The 24,248-nt window shown below is 65.1% G+C and carries 25 protein-coding genes; 5 read left to right on the forward strand and 20 right to left on the reverse strand.

Annotation, left to right across the window (positions count from 1 at the left end):
* The first annotated feature begins 56 nt into the window (after positions 1–56).
* Together ASC48_RS15120 and ASC48_RS15125 are read left to right on the forward strand one after the other, a co-directional pair.
* Positions 57–941 (forward strand): AraC family transcriptional regulator, encoded by an 885-nt coding sequence (locus tag ASC48_RS15120; protein ID WP_055456566.1) that lies wholly within the window; start codon positions 57–59, stop codon positions 939–941.
* A 142-nt stretch (positions 942–1,083) separates the two neighbouring features.
* Positions 1,084–3,216, forward strand: a complete 2,133-nt coding sequence (locus tag ASC48_RS15125; protein WP_055456567.1) for a TonB-dependent siderophore receptor — start codon at positions 1,084–1,086, stop codon at positions 3,214–3,216.
* A gap of 281 nt (positions 3,217–3,497) precedes the next feature.
* On the opposite strand, the gene ASC48_RS19830 is transcribed toward ASC48_RS15125, so the two are convergent.
* The 8 genes from ASC48_RS19830 to ASC48_RS15160 form a co-directional block, all read right to left on the reverse strand.
* Positions 3,498–3,953 carry a multicopper oxidase domain-containing protein gene (locus ASC48_RS19830; protein ID WP_055456568.1) on the reverse strand — a complete coding sequence of 152 codons (456 nt, stop codon included), beginning with the start codon at positions 3,951–3,953 and terminating at the stop codon, positions 3,498–3,500.
* Between the two features lie 60 nt (positions 3,954–4,013).
* Positions 4,014–4,367, reverse strand: coding sequence for a hypothetical protein (locus ASC48_RS15135; RefSeq protein ID WP_141658983.1), 354 nt, complete (start codon positions 4,365–4,367; stop codon positions 4,014–4,016).
* A 337-nt stretch (positions 4,368–4,704) separates the two neighbouring features.
* A complete protein-coding gene (locus tag ASC48_RS15140) occupies positions 4,705–5,721 on the reverse strand; it encodes a cytochrome-c peroxidase (RefSeq protein WP_082440152.1) in 1,017 nt (338 codons plus the stop codon).
* Between the two features lie 129 nt (positions 5,722–5,850).
* Positions 5,851–6,204: a DUF5368 domain-containing protein gene (locus tag ASC48_RS15145; protein WP_055456571.1), complete on the reverse strand. Its 354-nt coding sequence runs from the start codon at positions 6,202–6,204 to the stop codon at positions 5,851–5,853.
* Positions 6,205–6,217: 13 nt separating this feature from the next.
* Positions 6,218–7,564 (reverse strand): NAD(P)/FAD-dependent oxidoreductase, encoded by a 1,347-nt coding sequence (locus tag ASC48_RS15150; RefSeq protein ID WP_055456572.1) that lies wholly within the window; start codon positions 7,562–7,564, stop codon positions 6,218–6,220.
* Between the two features lie 131 nt (positions 7,565–7,695).
* The gene (locus tag ASC48_RS15155) at positions 7,696–8,463 is read right to left on the reverse strand and encodes an SLAC1 anion channel family protein (protein ID WP_341860386.1); all 768 of its coding nucleotides are present in this window, start codon (positions 8,461–8,463) and stop codon (positions 7,696–7,698) included.
* 9 nt (positions 8,464–8,472) lie between these two features.
* The gene (locus ASC48_RS19835; RefSeq protein WP_208975749.1) at positions 8,473–8,673 is read right to left on the reverse strand and encodes a hypothetical protein; all 201 of its coding nucleotides are present in this window, start codon (positions 8,671–8,673) and stop codon (positions 8,473–8,475) included.
* A gap of 116 nt (positions 8,674–8,789) precedes the next feature.
* On the reverse strand, positions 8,790–9,215 hold the full coding sequence (locus ASC48_RS15160; protein WP_244270077.1) for an AraC family transcriptional regulator: 426 nt from the start codon (positions 9,213–9,215) through the stop codon (positions 8,790–8,792).
* On the opposite strand from ASC48_RS15160, the gene ASC48_RS15165 reads away from it, so the two are divergent.
* A complete protein-coding gene (locus ASC48_RS15165; RefSeq protein ID WP_167345147.1) occupies positions 9,214–9,612 on the forward strand; it encodes a hypothetical protein in 399 nt (132 codons plus the stop codon). The genes ASC48_RS15160 and ASC48_RS15165 overlap by 2 nt on opposite strands.
* A 336-nt stretch (positions 9,613–9,948) precedes the next feature.
* On the opposite strand, the gene ASC48_RS15175 is transcribed toward ASC48_RS15165, so the two are convergent.
* Positions 9,949–10,194: a DUF2249 domain-containing protein gene (locus ASC48_RS15175; protein ID WP_055456575.1), complete on the reverse strand. Its 246-nt coding sequence runs from the start codon at positions 10,192–10,194 to the stop codon at positions 9,949–9,951.
* 113 nt (positions 10,195–10,307) lie between these two features.
* On the opposite strand from ASC48_RS15175, the gene ASC48_RS15180 reads away from it, so the two are divergent.
* A complete protein-coding gene (locus ASC48_RS15180; protein WP_055456576.1) occupies positions 10,308–11,486 on the forward strand; it encodes an NnrS family protein in 1,179 nt (392 codons plus the stop codon).
* On the opposite strand, the gene ASC48_RS15185 is transcribed toward ASC48_RS15180, so the two are convergent.
* From ASC48_RS15185 to ASC48_RS15225, 9 genes are all read right to left on the reverse strand, one after another.
* Complete coding sequence (locus ASC48_RS15185; RefSeq protein WP_055456577.1) at positions 11,467–13,107, reverse strand: FGGY family pentulose kinase; 1,641 nt, start codon at positions 13,105–13,107, stop codon at positions 11,467–11,469. The genes ASC48_RS15180 and ASC48_RS15185 overlap by 20 nt on opposite strands.
* A complete protein-coding gene (locus ASC48_RS15190) occupies positions 13,100–13,807 on the reverse strand; it encodes an HAD family hydrolase (RefSeq protein WP_055456578.1) in 708 nt (235 codons plus the stop codon). Before ASC48_RS15190 ends, ASC48_RS15185 begins: the two co-directional genes overlap by 8 nt.
* A gap of 6 nt (positions 13,808–13,813) precedes the next feature.
* Entirely contained in the window at positions 13,814–15,298 is a 1,485-nt protein-coding gene (locus tag ASC48_RS15195; protein ID WP_055456579.1) for a mannitol dehydrogenase family protein, read from the reverse strand.
* Between the two features lie 48 nt (positions 15,299–15,346).
* A complete protein-coding gene (locus ASC48_RS15200; RefSeq protein ID WP_055456580.1) occupies positions 15,347–16,123 on the reverse strand; it encodes an L-iditol 2-dehydrogenase in 777 nt (258 codons plus the stop codon).
* Positions 16,120–17,118, reverse strand: coding sequence for an ABC transporter ATP-binding protein (locus tag ASC48_RS15205; protein ID WP_055456581.1), 999 nt, complete (start codon positions 17,116–17,118; stop codon positions 16,120–16,122). The genes ASC48_RS15200 and ASC48_RS15205 overlap by 4 nt, the downstream gene beginning before the upstream one ends.
* A gap of 12 nt (positions 17,119–17,130) precedes the next feature.
* On the reverse strand, positions 17,131–17,955 hold the full coding sequence (locus ASC48_RS15210; RefSeq protein ID WP_055456582.1) for a carbohydrate ABC transporter permease: 825 nt from the start codon (positions 17,953–17,955) through the stop codon (positions 17,131–17,133).
* A gap of 12 nt (positions 17,956–17,967) precedes the next feature.
* Positions 17,968–18,840, reverse strand: a complete 873-nt coding sequence (locus ASC48_RS15215) for a carbohydrate ABC transporter permease (RefSeq protein WP_055456583.1) — start codon at positions 18,838–18,840, stop codon at positions 17,968–17,970.
* 437 nt (positions 18,841–19,277) lie between these two features.
* Positions 19,278–20,591 carry an ABC transporter substrate-binding protein gene (locus ASC48_RS15220; protein ID WP_055456652.1) on the reverse strand — a complete coding sequence of 438 codons (1,314 nt, stop codon included), beginning with the start codon at positions 20,589–20,591 and terminating at the stop codon, positions 19,278–19,280.
* A 139-nt stretch (positions 20,592–20,730) separates the two neighbouring features.
* On the reverse strand, positions 20,731–21,687 hold the full coding sequence (locus tag ASC48_RS15225; RefSeq protein WP_055456584.1) for a sugar-binding transcriptional regulator: 957 nt from the start codon (positions 21,685–21,687) through the stop codon (positions 20,731–20,733).
* 229 nt (positions 21,688–21,916) lie between these two features.
* Here ASC48_RS15225 and ASC48_RS15230 point away from each other — a divergent pair, with 229 nt between their 5' ends.
* Positions 21,917–22,180: a helix-turn-helix domain-containing protein gene (locus tag ASC48_RS15230; protein WP_055456585.1), complete on the forward strand. Its 264-nt coding sequence runs from the start codon at positions 21,917–21,919 to the stop codon at positions 22,178–22,180.
* A gap of 99 nt (positions 22,181–22,279) precedes the next feature.
* Here ASC48_RS15230 and ASC48_RS15235 read toward each other — a convergent pair whose 3' ends face one another.
* Both ASC48_RS15235 and ASC48_RS15240 read right to left on the reverse strand, forming a co-directional pair.
* The gene (locus tag ASC48_RS15235; protein WP_055456586.1) at positions 22,280–23,443 is read right to left on the reverse strand and encodes a saccharopine dehydrogenase family protein; all 1,164 of its coding nucleotides are present in this window, start codon (positions 23,441–23,443) and stop codon (positions 22,280–22,282) included.
* An 18-nt stretch (positions 23,444–23,461) separates the two neighbouring features.
* A complete protein-coding gene (locus tag ASC48_RS15240) occupies positions 23,462–24,241 on the reverse strand; it encodes an amino acid ABC transporter ATP-binding protein (RefSeq protein WP_055456653.1) in 780 nt (259 codons plus the stop codon).
* Positions 24,242–24,248 lie beyond the last annotated feature (7 nt).

Below are 24,248 nucleotides of genomic sequence, written 5' to 3' on the forward strand. Positions count from 1 at the left end.
TTTTATATTCAGCTTTTATAAGGGGGAGGCTGTATTTTCATCGCAGGGCTGCGGACATGACCTTTCATCCGAACATGGAAAGCCATGTGGAGGGCGTTTCGCCCGTGGATGGCCTGCGCTGGCGGGCCTGGTCCGGCATGCTGGCCGATGTGTGGGATGTGGAGTGCCGGGCCGGGGCGCATGGGCAGTATGTCTCCCCTGCCCCGCGCCTGTTCGTCATGCTGGAGACGGAGAGTGATGCGGCCATCGACCTGATGGTGCATCCGCAGGCGCCGCAGCGCATGACCTTCGACCGGCGCAATCCCATGTGTTTCATCCCCGCCGGGCTGCCGGTCTGGTCCTTCATGGGCACACTCGGGCGCCTGCGCCATCTGGACATTCACCTTGATGTGCCGGCCCTTGCCAGCCGCTTTGGCAGCCGGTTTGACCTTGCCGCCCTCAACGCCGCCAGCTTTTCCTTCCATGACGAGCGCGTGCTGGCGCTGGCGCGCCTCATCGCGCTGGAATGCTGCGAACCGGGGGATCTGGACGCGCTTTATGCGGACAGTCTGGCGGCGGCGCTTCTGACCGCCCTTGGCAAGGTCAGCCGGGAGCCGGAACATCCCGCCTCCGGCCTTGCTCCCCGCCGCCTCAACCGGGTGCTGGACCATATTGCCCGCAATTGCAGCCGCAATCTTCCCCTTGCTGAACTGGCCGCCGTGGCGGGGCTCTCCACCTCGCATTTCGCGCAGGCCTTCAAGGTGTCCATGGGCATGCCGCCGCACCGCTGGCAGATGGCGCAGCGGATCGAACGGGTGAAGGCGCTGCTGGAAGAGGGCCATGTGAGCGTGACAGACGCAGCACTGGCAGCAGGCTTTGCCGACCAGTCGCATCTGACCCGCGCCTTCCGCCGTTTCGAGGGCACGACACCGGGGGCTTGGCTGCGCAAGCGGCTGGGATAAACCATCTTTGCCGGAATTTCGTTCAAGCGATCACAAGATCGGACAATCGTGGCCTGAAAACATGGTCTAGAAACTCATGTTTAGTGGGCTGCGGGGGCGGATGCCCTGCGCGGCGGTGAGTTTGCCGTTAGGAAAAGACAACATGATACGGGGCGTTTTCCGGGCCAGCCTGCTTGCTGGCGTTGCTGTGACTGTATTTTCCCCTTCCGTGCTTGCTGCTCAGGAGGCGGACGCCAGGGTGACGCAACTGGCGCCGGTGGTGATCGAAGGCGAAGCGGGCACGGATCAGGACGTCAAAGACTACGTTGCCCGCTCGGTTTCCGCCGGCACCAAGACGGATACGCCGCTGACCGAAGTGCCCCAGTCCGTCTCGGTGGTGGGCCGGGAAGAGATTGAGGTGCGCGGCGCACAGAAGACGGATGAGGCCCTGCGCTATACGGCCGGTGTCTTCGCCCAGCCCTATGGCGCGGACAGCGACACGGACTGGCTGTTCATCCGCGGTTTCGATGCCACCCAGACCGGCGCTTATCTCGACGGCATGCCGCTGTTCTTCGAAGGCTATGGCTCCACCCTGGTGGACCCTTACACGCTGGAGCGGATCGAAGTGCTGAAGGGCGCAGCCTCGGTGCTCTATGGCGGCTCCAACCCCGGCGGCCTCGTCAATTACGTGTCGAAACTGCCCACGGGCGAGCGCATCCGCCGGGCCGAGGCGGGCTACAGCAGTTCAGGCAAGGGCTCGGGCTATTCGGCATTCGACATCAGCGATGCCTTCAACGACCGGTTCGACTACCGCCTCGTGGCCCGGTTTGAAGGCGGCAAGGACTCAGACAAGTTCGATCCGGATTTCAAGGGCGTGATTTCGCCAAGCCTGCGCATCAACATGACCGATGCAACGCGCCTGACGATCCTGGCCAATTACACCGCCGTTGACGAGCACCATATCCCCGGCACCTGGCTGCCCTATGAGGGCACCGTCACCGCAGCCTCCTTTGGCCGGATCAGCCGGGACTTCAACGCCAGTGAACCGGATTACGACTATTACACCCGCACGCAGGGCTATCTTGGTTACGAGCTGGAGCATGATTTCGGCTCCGGCTGGAGCTTCAGCCAGAAGGCCCGCTACACCCATGTGAATGTGGGCGAGCAGCAGGTGCTGGGCTACGGCTACTATGCCGCGCCGGGCTATCTTGGCCGCGGGGCCTTCAAGCAGAACACCAGCATGGATCAGTTCGTGGCCGACACCAGCGTGAAGGGTGAATTCGGCACCGGCCCGCTGGCGCACAAGATGCTGCTTGGCACCGATTACCGCATCTACACCAGCCGCTCCGCTGTCGCCTTCGGATCGGCCGGCTCCATCAGCGTGCTCAATCCGGTCTATGGCCTTGCTGCCCCCAGCGCCACGCTGCCGGCGGAAAGCACGCTGGAGCAGCAGCAGGCCGGTTTCTACCTGCAGGACCAGATCCGCTTCGGCGGCGGCTGGATCGTCACGCTGAATGGCCGCTATGACAAGCTCTGGACGGACAACAAGGGCACGCAGAGCCAGGACGGCGCCGCATCGGGCCGGGCGGGCATTGCCTATGAAACCGGCTTCGGCCTGACACCCTATGTCAGCGTTGCCACCTTCTTCAATCCGCAGCTCGGCACCACCTTCGGCGGTGAGGCCTTCAAGCCCGAAACCGGCACGCAATATGAGGCGGGCCTCAAGTATCAGCCGGGCTTCATGAATGTGCTCTTCACCGCCTCCATCTTCGATCTGACGCGCCAGAACGTGCAGACCGCCGACCCGGTGAACGCCTGGCAATATGTCCAGACCGGTGAAGTGCGCTCGCGCGGCATCGAGTTGGAAGCCAAGGGCGAGATCGCCCGCAACCTCAGGGCCACCCTCGCCTTCACCGCCTATGATCTGGAAATCACGAAGGACAACACCGCCGCCAACGTGGGCAAGGTGCCGCTGGCCGCGCCCGAGGTGCAGGGCTCGTTCTGGCTCGACTACGGCTTCGACGGGCGCTTCTTCAACGGCGCGCTGGATGGCCTGTCCATCGGCGGCGGCCTGCGCTATGTGGGCGAGACATTCGCCGACAATGCCAACCTCTACAAGGTGCCGGCCGTCACCCTCGCGGATGCCCGCATCGGCTACAAGCGCGACAACTGGGGGCTGGATCTCAACGCCACCAACATTTTTGACAAGCGCTACGTGTCCGCCTGCAACACCGCCGCCTATTGCTACTACGGCGAGGGCCGCACCCTGAAACTGCGGCTCCACACCACCTGGTAAGGACGGCCCAGATACAAGGCAAAAACACGCCGATCATGAAGGCGGCACCCACTCGTGCCGCCTTTTTTGATGAATGGTTGCAAAAGGATAGACTGGAAAAGCAGGATACCCCGGTTCAGGCGCAGCCCGAACCTTCGCAATTGCGAAGTCTCTGCCGCCGGAGTACTCATATCCGCCATTGCAGATTGTTTCTGGCGCGATCCGCACCTTTCAAAAGCGTCGCGCAGGGTTGCCGGAGCATTCAGCGGCAGATCTCTTCGATATGCCCAAATGCAAGATCCTTAATGTTGCTCCGCTTCCTCCCCGTTGCCGCCGCGTGAGTGCAGCTTCGCAATTGCGAAGTTTTGGGGGAGAGGATGTCCTTCCCCTTCCCCCTCTCTTTCCCTTCCCCCTCCCCTCCCCCTTGCCGCTCGGGCGCGGAGCTGCAACTCCGTCATCATGCCGGTCACCAGATGCGGCATGTGGTGCCAGTGGATCAGGGTTGGCTCGTCCAGCCCGTTGGTCTGGTTCACCTGAAACCGCTGGCCGGCGTCCAGCGTCAGGCCGGGGCCGGAAGGGCCCTCCAGCCCGAGCACCGTGGCGGCACGGCCCTTCACTTCCAGCGTGCGCTTGACCGCGCGCAAGGGGAGGGGGCTTTTGCCGGTTTGTGTTGCCGCGAGGATCGGGCTGGCAGGCAGCATTGCACAGGCCGCAAGGGCGGCCCCGCCCTGCAGCAGGGCGCGTCTTGTCGTGATCATGAGTATCTCTCCACGGGATGAGGCATCCCTTATGTCGAATGGCCGGCAGTTCCGGCCGGTTCAGGCGGAGAGAGCGCGGGGCGGCTGCAGCGGCGGCGCGGCGCCGGTGGGGGAGGGGAGACGCACGCAGGCGGCCTCATGTGTCTGCAAGGGCGCAGAGGGCAGGGCGGCAGGCTGCGCCGGAAGGGCGAAAGAGGCGAGCAGAAGACAGGCGATGGCGCAGGCGGCAAGGCTGGCCGGATCGTCAACGGCGGCTGTGTCTTCATGGTCACCCGCGTGCCCTGCCTGCGCATGGTCCATGGCCGCCATGGCCATCCGGTGATGCTGTCCGGAGGGTTTCCCGTCCTGCGCCATGCCATGGGCCAGCGCCACCAGCGGCGAAAGCACCAGTGCGGCAGCAAGAAGCAGGTTCATCACCAAGCGCGGCACGACAGCACGATAGGGCAGGGGCGGCGGCAAAGTCCAGCACCCGGGCCTTCACGATGCCGTGGACCGGATTTTGCCAGCCGGCGTCCTCGTTCCGGAAATGCCGGGGCGCTGGCGGGCAGGGTCCCTGAGATTGATGACAAGGCAGGCATTCTGCTCTTTCGTCATGCGGGCCTGTTCCGGCCATCTGCAAGCGATTGATTTCTATAGATCCTCTGACTAGGCCGAGGATGATGATGGAAAGGCCGCAGATCTGTCATCGCGTCAAGGCGCCCGGCGGGCCGGGCACCTTCTGTTCGCAAGAGGATGGTTAATCAACCGTTAATCAGCGGATCTCGGTCACCGGCCGCGGCGTTGCTGCCGTTTCGGCCGGAAGGATCGGGACCGTTATCACCGGCTGCTTGCCGGTCAGGCTGTCGAGGAAGGCGACGAGCTGCGCCGTTTCTTCCGGCTTCAGCGCTTCGCCGAGCTGGCTTTCGGCCATGATCTCGACGGCCACCGAAAGATCCCAGACCTTGCCCGAATGGAAGTAGGGCGCGGTCAGGGCAATGTTGCGCAGCGGCGATGCGCGGAAGACATATTCATCGCCCACCGTCTCGGTCACGGCAAAGCGGCCCTTGTCGCCGGGAGGCAGGATTTCCGAACCCGGCTTCTCGATCAGGCCGAAGGGATAGTAGCCGTGTCCGCCCACATTGACGCCCGAATGGCAGGCGGAGCAGCCCTTGTCGATGAAGAGCTGCAGCCCGGCTTTGGCTTCCTGCGTCAGGGCGTTGTCATCGCCGTTCAGCCAGGCATCAAAGGGGGCAGGGGTGATCAGCGTCGCTTCAAAGGCCTCGATGGCCTTGGCCATATTGTCGAAGCTGACAGCATCGCCGTCGCCGGGGAAGGCAGCCTTGAACTGGCTGACATAGGCAGGCATGGAATTCAGCGTCGCCACCACCTGATCGGGGGTGTTGGCCATTTCGACACCGGCCTGGATCGGCCCCTTGGCCTGTGCGGCCAGGTCTTCCGCGCGGCCATCCCAGAACTGGGCCTCGTTGAGCACCGCATTCAGCACGGTGGGGGAGTTGCGCGGGCCCTTCTGCCAGCCGTGGCCGACCGAGGTCTCCATGTTGTCATCGCCGCCCGTTGCCAGATTGTGGCAGGAGTAGCAGGAAAAGACGCCCGAGGCCGACAGGCGCGGATCAAAGAACAGCGCCTTGCCGAGTTCGATCTTCTCCGGCGTGACGATATTGTCCTTCAGCGCCGGAATGGTGGAGGGCAGGGGCTTGAAGATTTCCAGTGCCGTCTGCCGCAGGTCATCGGCATGAGCAGCGCCGGACAGCAGCGCCATGGCGAGCATGGCGGCGGGTAAACTACGCGTCATCGTTATTCTCCGCAGTTTGGAACCCCTCCAGAAACAAGCTACGTTGACGCCACGCAGTCCTGTTTGACCTCGGTCAATTCTGGAGCGATTCCAAACCGCTTTCCCTCACCGCGCGCCTTCGCCCCGGATCAGCGACTGGGCGGTGTAGACGAGAATGGCCGCGCCGGCGGCGCCGAGCACGGCAACGCCGAGCAGGACGATGATATCCACCGGGCCACCCATGTCGCGCAGGTGCGAGTGGGTGACGCTGAGCACGAACCAGACCGCCGCCACCGCGCCGAAGGGCATGGAAACCTGTGCCCAGAGGAACTTGCGCATGGAGAGCGCCCGGTCCCGGATCAGCACATAGAGATAGGCGGCGGTGATGAGGCCGGCCACGATGACCATCACCCAGAACAGGCCGCGGCCGAAGATTTCCTCGAAAACGGCAATGAGGGTTTCAAACGTCAGTTCCTTCATGATGTCTCCTCCCTCAGGCCTTGCCGCGCAGCATGGCGTTATAGGTTGCCTTCAGCGCCACTTCCTTCATCAGCCAGCTGATCCACAGCTCCTCCAGCGGCGCGATGAGGCCGGGGAAGGAGGGGACGAGGTTGTTGTGGTAATCAAACTCCACCAGCATGGCCCGGCCAACACGGGTGATCAGCGGGCAGGAGGTGTAGCCGTCATAGATGGCGGTGCCTTCCTGGCCGGAGATGGCGGCCACCAGATGGTCCTCCACCACGGGTGTCTGCCACTTTACCGAAGCCGCCGTCTTGCCCTTCGGCACGCCGGCCACGTCACCAAGGGCGAAGATCTCGGGAAAACGCAGGTGGCGCAGGGTTTTCTGGTCGCATTCCACCCAGCCCTGATCCGTCCATTTGTCCGCCCAGGACAGGCCGGAGGAGCGGATGAACTGCGGTGCCCGCTGCGGCGGGATCACATGCAGGTAGTCATAGGGCAGCTCCTGCTGCAAGGTCACGTCCGTGCCCGCCGCCGGGTCTTTCGAGGTTACGGCAAAGGTGGCGAGCTTGCGGGCAGGGTCCACTGCCTTCAGCACATGGCTGTAATGGGTCTTGATGCCCCGCTCGCCAAAGAGCATGCGCACCTTTTCCGAGACGATGGGCACGGAGAAAAGCGCGTTGTTATGGGCGGCATAGTGGATTTCATATTTGCTGCGGCCCGCACCGCGGCTGGCGATGTCGTCGATCAGGAACGTGTGCTTCAGCGGTGCGCCTGCGCATTTCATTTCCGTCGCCGGGCGGGTGAAGAGGCCGATGCCGCCCTTTTCAGTGAAGGCGGAGGCGGCTGCCCAGGTGCGCGCCGCATAGTCCGGCCCGGCATAAAGCGCGCCGATGCCGTCCTTGCCGACCAGATCCAGCGAAAAGCCCTCGATGGCGTCGTGATCCAGCATGAGGCCGGGGGCGAGCACGAGGAAGTCATAGGCAACCGTCTGCCCGCCGGTGGTGGAGACCACCTTCGACAGCGGATCAACGGCAGCGGCCGTGTCGGTGATCAGGGTGATGCCCTTCGGCAGCCAGTCGCTGGTGCGCGACAGGGTGTAGGAGGCGGGTTTCAGCCCGGCGGCGACGAGCGACAGGCCCGGCTGGTAGATGTGCTCGGCGCGGGCATCGATGAGGGTGATGCTGGCGCCGTTCAGCCGCTCCACCAGCCGGTTGGCGAGGGCCGTGCCCGCAGCCCCTGCGCCGATGATGACGATGCGGGCCTTGGTGCTGACCGGCTGTGCCTTGCCGGGCACTGCCAGAACGGCCGTGGCCCCCGCGGCACCCGCCAGCCCCATGAAGCTGCGGCGGCTCAGTGTGAAATGCTTGTTTTTGCTCATGTTCCCCCCTTTTCACCAAGGCGTCTGAGATGCAGGCGCATCACGCCTTGAAAATGCCCATACGCCGCACGGGCTTGTTCAGTCCGGACTTCCGCCCGGTATGAACCTCACTATGAACCTCACTATGAACCTCACTCAGGCACGCAGATGGTGCCGCTTCTGATTGCCCCTGCCGTCCTCCAGACAAGGCCAATGACCACCATGGTGAGCAGGGCCAGAAGCCCGGCACCGATGACTTTATGAGCCAGCGAAGCAACTGCGCCTGCATAGCCGAAGCTGGCAATCGCAAGGGCGGCCAGCGGAAAGGAAAGCGCCCACCAGGACAGGGCAAAGGGCATGTTGCGCAGCCTGCCGGCCTGCGTGGCGACCACCAGCGCAAAGACATAGGCTGAGCTCAGCAGGAAGTGGCCGAAATGGCCCGGCTCACCCGTCAGCCGCAGCCAGGCGGTGAAGGCAACGGCGGGCGGCGCGACGAGGATCATCAGCGTCGGCACCATCTTGCCGGGCAGGGGATCGTGGAACATCAGCCGGTTCATCACCAGCGTCAGCAGCACGATCCAGAAGATCAGCCCGCCGGAAAAGAACAGCCAGGACAGTTCCATGTAGCCAAGCCGGGCTCCGGCCAGCGGCACCACCACATTGCCCACCGCCGGGATGAACCAGGCGGGCGTCAGGGTCTGGTGCTGGAAGGGGCGGTGGCCGATCCAGGCGGAGACGACCGACAGCGCCAGCACGCCCTGCAGGGCCGTGGCGGGCAGCCAGATGGCCGTGGCGATGAGGGGGGCCGGCTCGGCCAGGGCAGCGGCGAGCAGCAGCAGCGAGATGGGAATGGCCGGAAAGAAGGCGATGCGCACCGGGTGGCGCCATTCGGCGGCCACATCGGCGCTATGGCGCAGCAGCTTTGCCCCTTAAAACAGGCTGACAACCGCAAGCCCGGCAATGGACAGCGCCAGCAGCGCGCCGGAAACCTGATGCGGCCAGCCAAAGGCCGTCTCTGCGGCACGCCAGGCCAGCGTCAGGCCCATCATGCCCATGCCCGTGGCGAAAAAGGTGATGGGAAAATGCTCCAGCCGTGAATGCTTCACGCCGGCAACGGCAGTCTCGTCCATATCAGGCCCCTCTGTGCACAGGGCAGCCACGTGGAGGCGTCCCGATGCGAGGGATGATATTTTCAAATCTTCGAAACTAATTCAAGTCAGGTAAACTGCGAAGGTTTGCCGCAGGGCTAGAATTCAAGGGGCAGGACGATATCGAGATCCTGACTGCCGGCGGCTGGGTCCCACGGGGCCGTGCGGTAGAACTCGTAGCCGCCGTTGCTGTCGGGTGCGAAGGCTTCGCCGGTCTGGTTGATCCAGTCGATGCTGATCCAGGCATAGGCGGCCAGAACGAGGTCATAGCTCCCGGTGTGGCGGATGTTGACGTAGCGCCCTTCCGGAAAGACATGCGGGTAAAGGCCGGTGCCGGACCAGTCCTGCCCCGTGCCGATCACCGCGCAGTCATGCCGGTAAAGGCCGGGGGGCGTGATCATGGGGGAGTCGAAAAAGATGCTGACGGGCTGCAGGTCCTCGCGGAACAGCCCCTTGTCCTGCAGATAGGCCTTGAACTGCTGCCAATGCTCCTGAAACTGCGGCATGGGGCCATGAAACCGCATGGCCAGCAGCCTGACCGGCTGGCGCCGCTGGGTCACCACAGGCACGGCAGGCGGAGCAGCTATGCCCGAGGCCGCCGGCAGCAGCTCCGGCACGCTGACGGCGGACAACGGGCTGGTGTTCGGCGATGTGCCTGCAGGCTACGAACTGACCATCTCGACTGCAATATCAGGGGAAGTGAATCTCCTCGCCGATTACTCCGCCTCCACCACCTGCACCATCCTGAGTGGTTCCTGCGTGCCGGGCAGCTTCGATCCGCTGGTCAGCACCAACTTTGCCTTCCTTGACGCCGCGCTCAGCTATTCGGCGGCGGATGTGCTGCTGACGCTGACCATGGTTCTGGCCGGTGCAACCCGTTCGCCATCCGTGGCCGGGCGCTGGACCGCGATGCGCTGCTGATCGGCACGGGCGTTTCGATGACGATGACGGAAAAACTGGACCTCACGCTCGCCTATCAGGGCGAACTGGCGGCCAAGGCCAGTGACAACAGCGTCAAGGGCAGCTTCCGCCTGAGGTTCTGAGCCCCGCGCCCCCAGCGCAGGAAGGGCAGAACGTAATAGACCGCAAGGCACAGCACCAGCAGCCGCCATTTCAGCGTGCGGAACTTGCCCTTGACCGCCTGCGGAATGACGCGGCTGCCATTTGCGGCGGGCAGGCCCTGCGGCCGGGGCGGCCTTGCAGCGCTTGGTTTTCCGGTGACTGGCTTACCTGTGAGGGGCGGAATGATCTGACAGGTCATGGCCTGCCGATCCGCACCCGCCAGATCTGTGGGCCGCTTTCCAGAATGTCCCAGGTGAAGCCCGCGACGGACCGCTGGGCGAACTGCGCCTTGAGGGGCGAGGGGTCGCGGTCGTTGACGAGATCGAAGAAGCCGCCGGGCTGCAGGGCGTCGAAGGTTTCGCACACAAGCGCACGGCGGATGACGCAGGGCAGGCCGCAGACATCGATGGCGGGGATGGTCTCGGACTGCGGAACGGTCATGCGGGCCTCCGGACATTGTCTTGCAGGATCAGGCAGATCCTGACAGGGCCGGGGGGCTGCTTCTTTGTGCGGGCACAAACTCGGGAGGCGCAGGCGCCGCTAATGTCCGGCGCATGTCCCGTAACGTTGCACCGGCTTCTCCCGGACTCACGCCCGCTTCTGCACCCCTGCTGCCGTGCCAGCCGCTGTTCCTGCTGGCCGGCCTCTGGGCGGCGCTCGTGCCGCTGGTCTGGCTGCTTCCGGCCGGATGGCTGCCGGAGCGCGGCATCTGGCATGCGCGCGAGCTTCTTCTGGGCATGGCAGGGGCAGCGGCCGGCGGCTATCTGCTGACGTCTCTGCCCGCCTGGACACAGGGGCAGCTTGCCCCGCTCCGCGTGACGGCGGGCGCCGTGCTTCTGTGGGGCCTGGCGCGGGGTGCGGCGGGCCTGGAGCTGATGGCCGTGCTGCCTGCAGGCGGCAGGATCACGGGCCTTGCCAATGCCCTGTATTTTCTGTTCGTGGCCATGGTTGTGGCGGTGCCGCTGGCCCGTACCGGAGTGGCGGGCCGGGGCTGGCTTACGGCGGGGCTGATGCTGGCGGCTGCGGCAGGTGCGGGCCTGTCCGGTTTCGGGTACGGGCCTGCCGCCGCCCTGCTGCTGCCCTTCACCCTGCTGCTGGCCCATGTGGGCGGCAGGGCGGTGCCTGCCTTCACGGGCGTCTGGCTGTCGCGGATTTCCGCCGCCGCTGCCCCGCCTCAGCTCCTCGCCCCGGTTCCCCTGCTGCCGGTCATTGCCGCTGCTGGCCTGCTCGAATGGTCCGGCCGGCTGGTGGCGGCCGGCTGGCTGTGGCTCGCCGCGGCCGGGCTCGTACTGGTGCGCCTGCCGTCCTGGAAGACCTTCAGAACCTTCCGCTATCCGGCGCTCTTCTGGCTGCACATTGCCTATGCCTGGCTCCCGGCCGCCTGCCTGCTTCAGGCTCTGGCACTCTGGCGGCCGGACCTGATTGATCCGGCTTCCGCCCGTCATGCCCTGACGATGGGCGCCATGGGCGGCATGATGATGACGGTGATGCTGCGTCCGGCGATGCGGCGGCATGACCGGCGCCTGCTCATGACACCGCTGATGACCGCCGCCCTGATGCTGGTGCAGATCTCGGCGCTGCTGCGTGTCCTGGCTGCGGGCATCGCATTTGACGGGGCGGTGAAAGCGGCCGCGCTCGCCTGGGTCCTCGCCTGGGCCTGTTTCACCTGCGCCTTCTGGCCCGCCGTCTCCGGCCCCGTCCCCCGCCCGGCCTTCAGCGCGCGGCTGGAGTGAAGCTGGAAGAGGCTGCGCTGGTTCCGTCAGGTTGCTGCAGCATGATCGCGGTGAGTTCTGCGCGGTGGCGCATCATGGTGGTGTGGAGGGCCTTGTCGCGGTGGAGCGCGGCGGCGGCTTCCGCCTGCGGCGTGAAGATCCGCATGGCAAAGCGCATCGCCTCTCCCGCTGCATGGACAGACGGGAAGGCCCCGGCGGCGACGGCGGCATGCAGGGCGGTGCCGAGCAGCACCGCATCGCAGTTCGCCGGAACATGCACGCTTGCGCCCGTGGCATCGGCATGGAGCTGGGCCAGCAGCGCGTGCCCGGCAAAGCCACCGCCGAGCAGAAGCCGCTCCGGCCTGCCTGCGCCGGCGGGCTGATGGTCGAGAATATGGCTGATGCCGCAGGCCAGCGCGACGCAGCTGCGCCAGTAAAGCCGCAGCAGGCCCTCTTCCGAGGAGTCCAGATCCAGGCCGGCGAGGCTGGCCGTCAGGCGCGGATCGGAGACGGGCGAGCGGGTGCCATGGATATCCGGCAGCACGGTGATGGGCAGGCCGAAATCCCTGCCTTCGCTTTGCAGCCGTGTGCCGATGGCATCCAGTATGGCCCGGTGCCGCGCCTGCGAGGGTTCGCCGCCGCCGGGATGTGTTTTCAGCACATGGTCGAGAAAGGCGCCGGAGGCGGACTGTCCCGCTTCCAGCAGATACAGCCCCGGAATGGCCGCACCTTCGAAGCCGCCCCAGCAGCCGGGGCCGGAAACGGGCGCCTGCGTCAGCCGGATGATACAGCTGGATGTGCCTGCGATGAAGGCCGCCTCCTGCGCAAGGGGCACTGGCTCGCGCTCCCCGGCGGCAAAGAGGCCGAGCGCCCCGGCATAGGCATCGATCAGCCCCGGTGCCACGAGGCAGGCGGTGGTGAGCCCGAGGGCGTCCGCCGCCTCCGCCGAGAGATGGCCCACCGGCTGGTGGATGGGATGGGACTGCCGCGGCAGGCCTGCGCGCTCCATCAGATCCTCAAGGCCCGCCTTTTTGAGAAACCCGAGCGGCGGCGCACCGGGTGTTTCCGCCGTGTAGCCCCATTTGGAGGCCATGGGCGAATGGCTGCGGGCGCTGGCGCCTGTGGCCCGCCAGGTCAGGTAGTCGGCAAGATCGAAGATGAGACCGGCCTTGCGCCAGATCTCCGGCATATGCCGCTTCAGCCAGAGCAGCTTGGGGATCTGCATTTCCACCGAAAGCCTGCCGCCGAAACGGGCCAGCAGCGGATCGTCGATGGCGTTGCACTGGTCCGTTTCCGCGATGGCACGGTGGTCCATCCACAGAATGGTGTCGCGGGTGGCAGCGCCCGTGGTGGAGATGGAAAGCGGCTGGCCCTGTGTGTCCCGAACCACCAGCGAACAGGTGGCGTCAAAGCCGATGGCGAGAATGTCTGCGCCCGCAAGACCGGCCTCGTTCAGGGCGGCGCGGACCGCATGGCAGACGGCGGACCAGATCTCCCCGCTGTCCTGTTCCATGTGCCGGGCCTGGGGTGTGTGCAGCGACACCGGCACAACGCAGCGGGCGAGTTGCTGGCCGCGAAGATCGAACACACCGGCACGCGCGCTTCCCGTGCCAACGTCCACGGCCAAGATGTGGTCAGGCATCCGTCAGGTCTTCCGGTCTCCTCGATGGGAGCACAAACTGAAGCAATTCCGGCATGCCGTCAAACTGCGCATCGGGCTCAAGGTCCTTCAGCGCGGCGGTGTAGGAGGGGTGGCGGGTGTGGGCGCCGCCGGTGAAGGCAATCACGCCCATGCCTGCGGCCCGCGCGGCCATGATCCCGGCGGGGCTGTCCTCGATGACGAGGCAGGCCGAGGGTTCCACGCCCATGGCGGCGGCCGCATGCAGGAAGAGATCCGGCGCGGGCTTGCCATTCTCGACCATGGTGGCGCTGAAGATATGCGGCGCAAGCCCGTCGAGGAGGCCGGTGAGGGAGAGCGAGAACTCGATGCGCTCGCGCTGGCTGGACGAGGCGACACAGCAGGCGATGCCATTGTCCTTCAGCGCCCCAATCAGCGCCGCCACCCCGGCAATGGGCTGAAGCTCATGCCGGAAGCGCTCATACAGCACCTCGCGCATGCGGTTGAGGAACGGCGGATCGATCTCCACGCCGAATTCGGCGGCGACGGTTTCACTCAGCGAGCCAAGGCTGCGGCCCAGAAACCGGCGGGCAGCGCCATCCGCATCAAGGTGGATGCCCTTTTCCGCAAGGGCCCCGGTCAGCACGTCGAGCGCAATGGCCTCGCTGTCGACAAGCACGCCGTCGCAATCGAAAATCACCAGCCGGATCTGCTGCGTGGTCATGGATCGTCAGTTCGCGAGGGTTCCATTCAGATAGCGCCGCAACGTATCTGCTGTGCCATGCGCCCGCAAGCTGGCCAGCGCCTCGCCAAAGCGCTGGCGGAAGCGCGGATCAAGACCCACGGGCCCGAAGATATCGGCCAGGCCGGTGAAGGCGTCCGGATTGGTGCGTGAGGCAAGGGCTGCGGCATGCAGCCGGTCTGCGGCCGGGTCGTTGAAGACAATCGGCTTGCCGCCGTCGCTGGTGCCCTCGAAATAGCGGCACCACAGGGCGGAGACGAGGGCAAGGCCCTGCACGTCGAGCCCTTGTGCCAGCCGGTCCGCGGTGGAGGGCAGGATGAATTTCGGCTGCCGGTTCGATCCGTCCTGTGCGAGGCGCGGGATGGTGTCGCCGATCTTCGGGTTGGAGAAGCGGCTCTCGATCAGCGCGGCATAATCCTCAAGGCGGGTGTCCGGCACGGGTGGCACCACGGGGATGATTTCCTCATGCTCCAGCTTGGCAAGGAAGCTGCGGATCAGCGGGTTTTCCATCGCCTCATGGACGAAATGGATGTCCATCAGCGCCGCCGGATAGGCAATCGCCGCGTGGCCGCCGTTGAGGATCCTGAGCTTCATCAGCTCGTAAGGCGCCACATCGGGCACGAAGGTGACGCCCGCCAGTTCCAGCGCCGGGCGGCCCAGCGGGAACCTGTCCTCCAGCACCCATTGCTTGAAGCCCTCGCAAAACACCGGCCAGCCGTCTTCGATGCCATAGGCCTCCGCCGTCATGCGGATTTCCCGCTCGCCGGTGGCCGGGGTGATGCGGTCCACCATGGAATTTGGGAAGGCGACGTTTTCGTGGATCCAGTCCGCGAAAGCCGGATCGGAGAGGCGCGCCAGCCCGCAGACGGTGGCCTCCGTCACCTCGCCATTGCCGGGGATGTTGTCGCAGCACATGACGGTGAACGGGGGAATGCCTGCCGCCCGCCGCGCCTTCAGCCCGGCGATGATCAGCCCGAACACGGTCTGCGGGTGCTCCGGGTCCTTTGCGTCGGCGGCAATGGCCGGATGGGCGGCATCGAATGCCCCCGTGGCCGGGTCGATGAAATAGCCCCCTTCGGTGATCGTCATGGAGACGATGCGGATCTGCGGGGAGGCCAGCGTTTCAATGATTCGGGCAAAATCCGGCGCGGTGATCATGTCCAGCATCGGCCCGGTGACGGTGGCGCCGGAACGGTCCGCATCCTGCTCGACCACGGTTGTGAGGAAATCCTGCCCCTTCAGCACCTCGTGCATGCGCCGGTCGGAGGGCATGACCCCGGCGCCGATGACGCCCCAGTCCAGATCCCGGCCGGTGTTGAACAGCTCGTGCAGATAGACCGCCATATGGGCGCGGTGAAAGTTGCCGGTGCCGAAATGCAGGATGCCGGGCGTGAGGTCTTCGCGGCGGTAGGCGGGCAGGCCGGCCCGGCCCTTGAGGCTGGCGAGCGTTGCGAGCGATAGCTTCGTCGTCATGAGTGCAGTCCTTGACTGGCGGGGGAGGGCGGGAGGGCCATGCGGCCCTCAGCTCATCCAGTTGCCGCCGTCCACATTGTAGGTCTGGGCGAGGATGTAGGCGGCCTCGGGCGAGGCAAGGAACACCGCCATGCCGGTCAGGTCTTCCGCCCGGCCCATGCGGCCGAAGGGCACGGCCTCGCCCACCAGCTTCTTCTTCTCGCCCAGTGGCCGGTTCTCGTATTTCGCAAACAGGGCATCCACCCCGTCCCAGTGCTCGCCATCGACGACACCGGGGGCGATGGCATTGACGTTGATGCCATGCTTGATGAGATCGAGCCCGGCGGATTGCGTCAGCGAGATGATTGCGGCCTTGGTGGCGCAATAGACGGCGACCAGCGGCTCGCCGCGCCGGCCGGCCTGGCTGGCCATGTTGATGATCCTGCCGCCCTTGCCGCGCGCAATCATCGACTTCGCGGCCGCCTGCAGCATGAACAGCGTGCCGGCCACATTGACTGCGAAAAGCCGGTCATAGCTCTCCCGCGTGATCTCCGTGATGGGGGCCAGATCGAACAGGGCGGCGTTGTTGATGAGGATATCCAGCCCGCCCTGCCGCTCCTCGACTGTGCGCACGGCGGCATCGATCGAGGCCTGATCGGTGACATCCAGCTTCACCGCATAGGCGGCGCTGCCGATTTCCGCGGCGGTTTCGGTGGCGCGGAGAAAGTCGATGTCGGCAATGGCAACGGTTGCGCCCTCGCGCACATAGGCTTCGGCAAAGGCCCGGCCGATGCCCCGCGCCGATCCGGTGATCAGGGCGGACTTGCCCTCCAGTCTGCCGCTCATTGGGCCTGTCCCTCGCTGTTGAACCTGTGCAGGCGTGTGAGATCCGGCGTCACGTAGACGGTGTCGCCATGGCGGACGGGAAATTCGCCGCCGGTGCGGGTGGTGATGGTGCCCGCGCCCTCCACCTCCACATGCAGGAAAGTGTCGGAGCCCAGATGTTCGGCCACGGTGACCTTGCCCTGCCACAGCCCGCTGTCGAGCGAGAGGGTGACATGCTCGGGCCGGAGGCCGATGGTATGGGCCCCATGCTTAGCGGCGGCGGGGCCGCTGATCAGGTTCATCTTCGGCGAGCCGATGAAGCCGGCGACGAAGAGATTGGCGGGGCTGCGGTAAAGCTCCAGCGGCGAGCCCACCTGTTCGATGCGGCCCTTGTTCAGCACCACGATCTTGTCGGCCATGGTCATGGCCTCCACCTGGTCATGGGTGACATAGATCGAGGTGGCTTTCAGCTTCTGGTGCAGCTCGGTGATTTCCAGCCGCATGGCAACGCGCAGCGCCGCATCGAGGTTGGACAGCGGCTCGTCAAACAGGAAGCAGCGCGGATTGCGCACGATGGCGCGGCCAATGGCGACGCGCTGGCGCTGGCCGCCGGAGAGCTGGCCGGGACGGCGCTCCAGATAATCGGTGAGATTGAGGATGCGCGCCGCTTCCTCCACCTTGCGCTTGATGTCCGCCGGATCGGCTTTCGCCATCTTCAGCGGAAAGCCGATGTTGGAGCGCACGCTCATGTGCGGATAGAGCGCATAGGACTGGAACACCATCGCCAGGCCGCGTTGCGCGGGCGGGGTGCGGGTCTGGTCCTTGCCGTCGATGAGGATGCGCCCGCCGGAGGCGTCCTCAAGGCCTGCGATCAGCCGCAGCAGCGTGGACTTGCCGCAGCCGGAGGGGCCGACGAAGACCACGAACTCGCCATCGTTGATCTCAAGGTCGATCCCCGGAATGACGGCATGTTCGCCGAAGGACTTGGAAAGCTGTTCGAGTTTGATGCTGCCCATCAGCGGGTTTCCTTACTTGACGGCGCCAAAGGTGAGACCGCGCACGAGCTGCTTCTGGCTGAACCAGCCGAGGATCACGATCGGCGCGATGGCCATGGTCGAGGCGGCGGAAAGCTTTGCCCAGAACAGGCCTTGCGGACTGGAGAAGGAGGCGATGAAGGCCGTGAGCGGCGCCGCATTGGCCGTGGTGAGCCTGATCGTCCAGAAGGCTTCGTTCCAGGCCAGGATGATGTTGAGCAGCAGCGTCGAGGCGATGCCCGGCAGGGCCATGGGCGTGAGCACATGCACGATCTCGTTGAAGAGCGAGGCTCCGTCCATGCGCGCCGCCTCCAGGATTTCGCCCGGGATCTCGCGGAAATAGGTGTAGAGCATCCAGATGACGATCGGCAGGTTGATCAGCGTCAGCATCACGGTGAGGCCGGTGCGCGTGTCGAGCAGGCCGAAGTCGCGGAATATGAGATAGATCGGCACCAGCACGGCGACGGCCGGCATCATCTTGGTGGAGAGCATCCACATCAGGATGTCCTTGGTGCGTTTCGTGGGCGAAAACGCCATGGCCCATGCGGCGGGAATACCGGCGAGAAGCGCCAGCACCGTCGAGCCCACGGCCAGTACCACCGAATTGAGGAAGGGCTTGATGTAGTCGCGCTGGGTCTGCACCGTGACATAGTTCTCCAGCGTGAAGCTGGGGATCAGGCTGAAGCCGCGGATGGCTTCGGTCTCGGTCTTCAGGCTGGTGATCAGCGTGTAGAGGATGGGGAAGAAGATCACGAGTGCCACCGTCCAGGCGATGAGCGTGACCGTGATCTTGCGGCGGGTGCTGGTGGCGCGGGCCATGGGCGTGTCTCCTTACCGGTCCAGGTTCTTGCCGGCGGCGCGCATCAGGAAGATTGCGGCGATATTGGCGAGGATGACGGCGGTGATACCTCCTGCCGATGCGCCGCCCACGTCATAGCCAAGCAGCGCCGTGCGGTAGATCAGGAAGGCAAGATTGGTCGAGGCATAGCCGGGCCCGCCATTGGTGGTGACGAGGATCTCGGCATAGACGCTGAGCAGGAAGATCGTCTCGATCAGGATCACCACGGTGATGGCGCGGGCCAGATGCGGCAGCGTCAGATAGATGAACTGGTTGAAGGCATTCGCCCCGTCCATCTCCGCCGCTTCCTTCTGCTCCACATCCAGCGACTGCAGCGCGGTGAGCAGAATCAGCGTTGCGAAGGGCAGCCACTGCCAGGCGACGATGATGATGATCGACAGCAGCGGATATTGTGCGAACCAGTCCACCGGATTGAGCCCGAGCGCCCGGTTGATATCCGCCAGCACGCCGTAGCCCGGATGCATGATCATGTTCTTCCACACCAGGGCCGCCACCGGCGGCATGACGAAGAAGGGCGAGATCACCAGAATGCGGACAATGCCCTGTCCGAACATGGGCTGATCCAGCAGCAGCGCCAGCAGCAGGCCACCCGTGATGGTGATGAGCAGCGCGCCGCCAACGATCAGCAGCGTGTTCCAGACCGACTGGAAGAAGGCCGGGTCCGTGTAGAAATAGCGGTAGTTGAACAGCCCGGCGAAGCTGACATTGGCCGGGTTCAGCAGATTGTAGTTCTGGAACGAGAACCACAGCGTCATCGTGAGCGGCACGATCATCCAGATCAGCAGCAGCCCGACGGAGGGTGCCATCATCAGACGTGCCAGTGTGCGTGTGTTCTGAGTAGCCATGATGAAATCTTGCCCTGATGAGCGCTGCGCCAGAGGCTGCAAGGACCCGGAAAGCCCGCCCGGACCCTTCATGAGAGGCCGGACGGGGGAATGGACGATGGGGACTGGCCTGTCTTTCTAAACTTTGCGGCCAGTGTTTCTTGACAGCTGCAAGGAGGAGGTAAGCCCTCCCCTTTCGCCGCAGCGCCCCCTTTCCTCCTTGAGGGGGCTACCGCATGTGCACCTCGTGTTTGAAGCCGGAGACAGCTTGAGGAAAGCCTGAAGCCTGGTCATTCCGGTACAGCCTCTCAGCCTCCCCTCCCCTCAAGGGGGAAGGGGATTGAGAGGCCGTGCCGTAAACCTGACGCATCGCTGCGAACATCAATCGCGATCCGTTTCAAACACATGTCCCGCAGGCGGGTGCGGAGAGGCTTATCTGAAACCCCTCCGCCCGCCGCTTACTTGATGTAGCCGCCGCGGGTCATTTCGCGGACGGTTATGGTCTGGGCCTGGGCGAGGGCGTCATCGACGGACATCTGGCCGGCGAGTGCTGCCGAGAAGAGCTGGCCGACCGAGGTGCCGAGGCTCTGGAACTCGGGAATGGCTACGAACTGCACGCCCACATAAGGCACCGGCTTGACGGTGGGGTTCTTCGGGTCGGCGGCGTTGATGGAGTCCAGCGTCATCTTCGCAAAGGGCGCTGCGGCCTGGTACTCGGCATTCTCATAAAGCGAGGTGCGGGTGCCGGGGGGAACGTTGGCCCAGCCCTCCTTCGAGGCGACAAGCTCCAGATAGGCCTTGCCGGTTGCCCAGGCGATGAACTTTTCCGCCGCTTCCGCCTTCTGCGTGCCGGCCGGGATGGCGAGGTTCCAGGCCCAGAGCCAGTTGCCGCGCTTGCCGAGGCCCGTGTCGGGCGCCAGTGCAAAGCCCACCTGTTCGGCGACGGTGGAGTCCTGCGGGTTCGTCACGAAGGAAGCGGCGACGGTGGCGTCGATCCACATGCCGCACTTGCCCTGCTGGAACAGCGCCAGGTTTTCATTGAAGCCGTTCGAGGAGGCGCCCTGCGGACCGGCGTCATTCATCAGCTTCACATAGAAGTCGAGGGTGTTCTTCCATTCCGGCTGGTCGAACTGCGGCTGCCAGTTCTCGTCAAACCAGCGGGCGCCGAAGGCGTTGGACGTGGCCGTCAGGAAGGCCATGTTCTCGCCCCAGCCCGCCTTGCCGCGCAGGCAGATGCCGTTGATGCCATTGGCCCGGTCGGTCATCTTGCGCGCCGCATCGGCGATGAAGTCCCAGGTGGGGGCGTCCGGCATGGTCAGCCCGGCCTTTTCCATCAGGTCCTTGCGGTACATGACGAAAGAGCTCTCGCCATAGAAGGGCGCGGCATAGAGCTTGCCGTCCTCGCCGGTCAGGCCCGAGCGGATGGCCGGCAAGAGGTCGTCCACGTCATAGTCTGCGCCAAGGTTCTCCAGCGGCAGCAGCCAGCCCTGCTTCGTCCAGATCGGAACCTCGTAGGTGCCGATGGTCATGATGTCATACTGGCCGCCCCGGGTAGCGATGTCGGTGGTGACACGCTCGCGCAGGACATTTTCCTCCAGCGTCACCCACTGGACCTCGATGCCCGGATTCTGCGCCGTGAATTCGGAGGTGAGGCCCTGCATGCGGATCATGTCGCCGTTGTTGACCGTCGCAATCGTCAGGGTTTCGGCCGAGGCCATGCCGGCAAGGGCCAGCAGCGAGCCCGCGCCCAGCAGAATCGTCTTCAAGTGCATGTCTTCCTCCCAGAAGAAAATGAGCATTCGCTTTGCTCGTGGGCAATTACTCACTTTGAGTGCGCAAAATGTCAATCCGGATTCCATGCTGCAATGCCGAAAGAATCAGGTAAGAAATTGATATTGCTTCTAAAAAATCTTACGTCCGGGAAAGAAGGTGCCGGGCCGCCTCTTCATCGGTGATGAGGCTGTTGATATGCCCGCCCCGCACGGCGGCGAGGATCGCCGCATGCTTGCGCTTGCCGCGGGCGATGCCGATGACGGTGGAGGTCTGGCGCGAGGGGATTTCGAGGCTGGCGACCCGTTCGTTGACCGGGTGATCCAGCAGCTTGCCGTCCGCGCCGAAGATCCAGCCGCAGATCTCGCCCGCTGCGCCCGCGCGCAGGATGTCTTCCATCTCCTCCGCCTTCAGGAAGCCGTCTACCAGCAGCGGTGCGCTCATGTTCATCTCGCCGATGCCGACGAAGGTGACATTGCTGCGGTGCCCGAGGGCGATGGTCGGGGCGACGAGCGGCTGGCTGTGCAGCAGCTTGCGTTCTGCCGGAGAGGACACGATCACCGGCAGCGGCATGGGGAAATGCGGTGCCTTTACCGCATCGGCCATGGAGAAGATGACGTTGAAATAGGCGGCCGAGCCATCCGGGCTGATGTTGCCGGTGAGCGAGACGATCTTGTGCTGCGGGCATTCCAAGGGCGGCAGCTGATCGATCATGGCGCGCAGGGTCCGCCCCGTGCCCATGGCAATGACGAGCGGGCCGCTCTGCTTCAGCCAGCGCTCCAGCTGGGCGGCACCGGCTTCGGCAACGCCGACCGTGGCCGATTCTGCGGCCGGATCGGTGGGCACGATCTCCACATCCTTGAGGCCCCAGCGCGCCTTCACCGCCTCGGCCAGTTCCAGGCAGGCGGCGATGGGGTGGTCGAGGCGCACCTTGATCAGCCGTTCGGCCACCGACAGCGACACCAGCCGCTGCGCGCTCTGGCGCGAGATGCCCATGGCGGCGGCGATTTCGTCCTGGGTGCGGCCCGCGACGTAATAGAGCCAGCCTGCCCTTGCCGCATCATCCAGCCTCGTCTGCCCTTCGCCACGTTTCGCCATGAAAGCTTTCCCCGTCTCTGGCGACAGTGCTGCCAATTTTGCCCGCCGCTGTCAAATCGGGCGCTGGCGCGGAGGATGGTACAGAACGGCATCGTTGGAGTGTGTAAGTGCTGTAAAGATACCTTTCTGTAGCTTTTGGGCGTGTTCAGTCCCAATGCTACAGAAAGGTATCATCTTGTGGTTCTCAGCTCATGATGCTACAGATGTGTAGCAGATTGGCGAGGTGCAGATGGCATTGTCTCCGGCAGAAGAGCGGCTGGCACGGGAGTTCGGCGCGGCCATCCGGGCGCGGCGCAAGGCGCTGGCGTATACACAGGCGGATCTTGCCAGCATGATCGGCACCAACCGCCGTTTCGTCAGCGAACTGGAGCGGGGCAAGGGCACCAGCCATCTCGGCCCAGCACTCGCCGCCGCCGAAGCGCTCGGCCTGCGCATCGGCGCCCTGATGACAGGCCCGCTGCAAACCTCCCCCAGTCCGCTTCCGCCTTTGTAAGGAACTGAGCCTTGCAGCTTTCTTGCGAGCGCCACCTAGCAGGCAGCATTATGGAGGGGGAAGGGCGTGCGCCGCCGTCACCTATGTCACGCTTGACCGCTAATACGGCGCGGCGGCGCTGCCATTGAGCAGCGGGGCGAGGTAGGGGCCGGTGAGCATGGCGTCCACGTCGAGCGAGGCCGGGTCGAGCATGCCGGTTGCGGCCAGTTTGCCGCCGGCAAGGCCGCTGATCAGGGTCGCGGCATAGGCTGTGGCGGTGGCCGTGAGGGCGTTGACCGCTTCCCTGCCATTGCCTCCACCAGCGCCTCCGCCATTGCCTCCATTTGTGCCGAAGCCTGCGGGGCCATGCAGGGGGCCTTGCGGGGGGCCGAAGCGCAGGCACTGGGTCCGTTCCACCGGCTGGCGGCCGCGCATGGCCTTCACCGTCAGCATCACATGCAGCACGTCATCCTCCACCACCGGCAGCCCGTTGCAGAGCAGGGATTTCAGCATGTCGCGGCGCTGGCGCAGGCCAAGATCATCGAGCAGAAAGCGCATGTAATCCAGATGGCCGGGATAGCGCAGGGTCTTGAAGGTGACGCTGCGCGGCGAGAACCGGGCCACCGCATCCAGATCCCCCAGCCCGCCCGACGTGGTGAAGGCCTCGAAGGCGACGCCATCGATGTTGAGGCGCTCGTAGTCCTCCAGCGGCGACAGTTCCGTGCTGCGGCCTTCGCGCAGGGCGGTGCAGGGGCGGGTGTATTCGTCGATCAGCCCGTCCACATGCCAGATCTGGCCATAGCCCAGCCGGTTGGCGGGATAGCGGGGCAGGGCGCCGACGCGGATGATGAGATCCGACACCGGCGCATAGCGTTTCAGCAAAGCGCAGGCGAGGGTTCCGGCAAGGCCCGGTGACACGCCGCAGCCGGGCAGCACGGCGCGGGTTGCCGCCAGTTCCTCCAGCGGCAGGCGGGCCGCCGGTGGCGTGGCGATGAAGTCGAGATAGTGGACGCGGGCGCGCCGGGCAGCCTCTGCCACGGCGGCGACGGCGCTGTCCGGCACGGCGGCGACCACGAGATCCTCACCCGCCAGAACCGTGTGCAGCTCCTCCCCATGGCACAGGAGGCGTGTTTCCAGCGGCGCAGTTGCGTGGCGCAAGCCGTCGAGCGCATCCTCGGAGCGGTCAAGCACCCGCACCCGGAAGCTGGCATCCTGCGCCAGCAGCACGGCAAGGGCCGTGCCCACCCGCCCTGCACCCACGATAGAGATGTTGAAGCCGGACATGGCTTTCTTGCCTTTCTGTCAGGGCCGGAAACGGGCCACAAACGCCTGGAGACGGGGATTTTCCGGGTTGAGGATGACGCTGTCCGGCGTGCCGCTTTCGGCAATGACGCCCTGGTCGAGAAACAGCACCCGTCCGGCAACTTCGGCGGCGAAGGCCATTTCGTGGGTGACGATGGCCATGGTCATGCCCTGTTCGGCGAGCGAGCGGATGACGGCCAGAACCTCACCGACAAGCTCCGGATCAAGCGCGCTGGTCACCTCGTCGAGGAGCAGAAGCTCCGGTTCCATGGCCAGGGCCCGGGCAATGGCGACCCGCTGCTTCTGCCCGCCCGAGAGATGGTTGGGGTAGGCCGCGTGTTTTTCGGCAAGGCCGACCTTCGCCAGCAGGTCCATGGCCAGCTCTTCGGCTTCCCGGCGCGGCCTGCGGCAGACGGTGACCGGGCCTTCGGTGACGTTCTGCAGCACGGTCATATGCGGGAACAGGTTGAAGTGCTGGAACACCATGCCGACATGGCGGCGCAAGGTGCCGATGCCGATCTTGCCCGCACTGTCCCGGAAACTGTCGCCCACCGGCTGCTGGCGGAAACGGATCTCGCCGCCGGTCGGATGCTCCATGCGGTTGAGGCAGCGGATGAAGGTGGATTTGCCCGAGCCCGACGGCCCGATCAGGGCCACCACTTCGCCCCGGCTGAGGCTGAGATCAAGGCCCTTGAGGACGTGGTGATTGCCATAGCTCTTCTTCAGCCCGGAGGCTTCGATCACCGGGCCTGCGGCGGCACGGCTGATTTCGCTGGTCATGCCCTTC

Origin of the sequence: Pannonibacter indicus (assembly GCF_001418225.1) — a bacterium.
Lineage (GTDB): Bacteria > Pseudomonadota > Alphaproteobacteria > Rhizobiales > Stappiaceae > Pannonibacter > Pannonibacter indicus.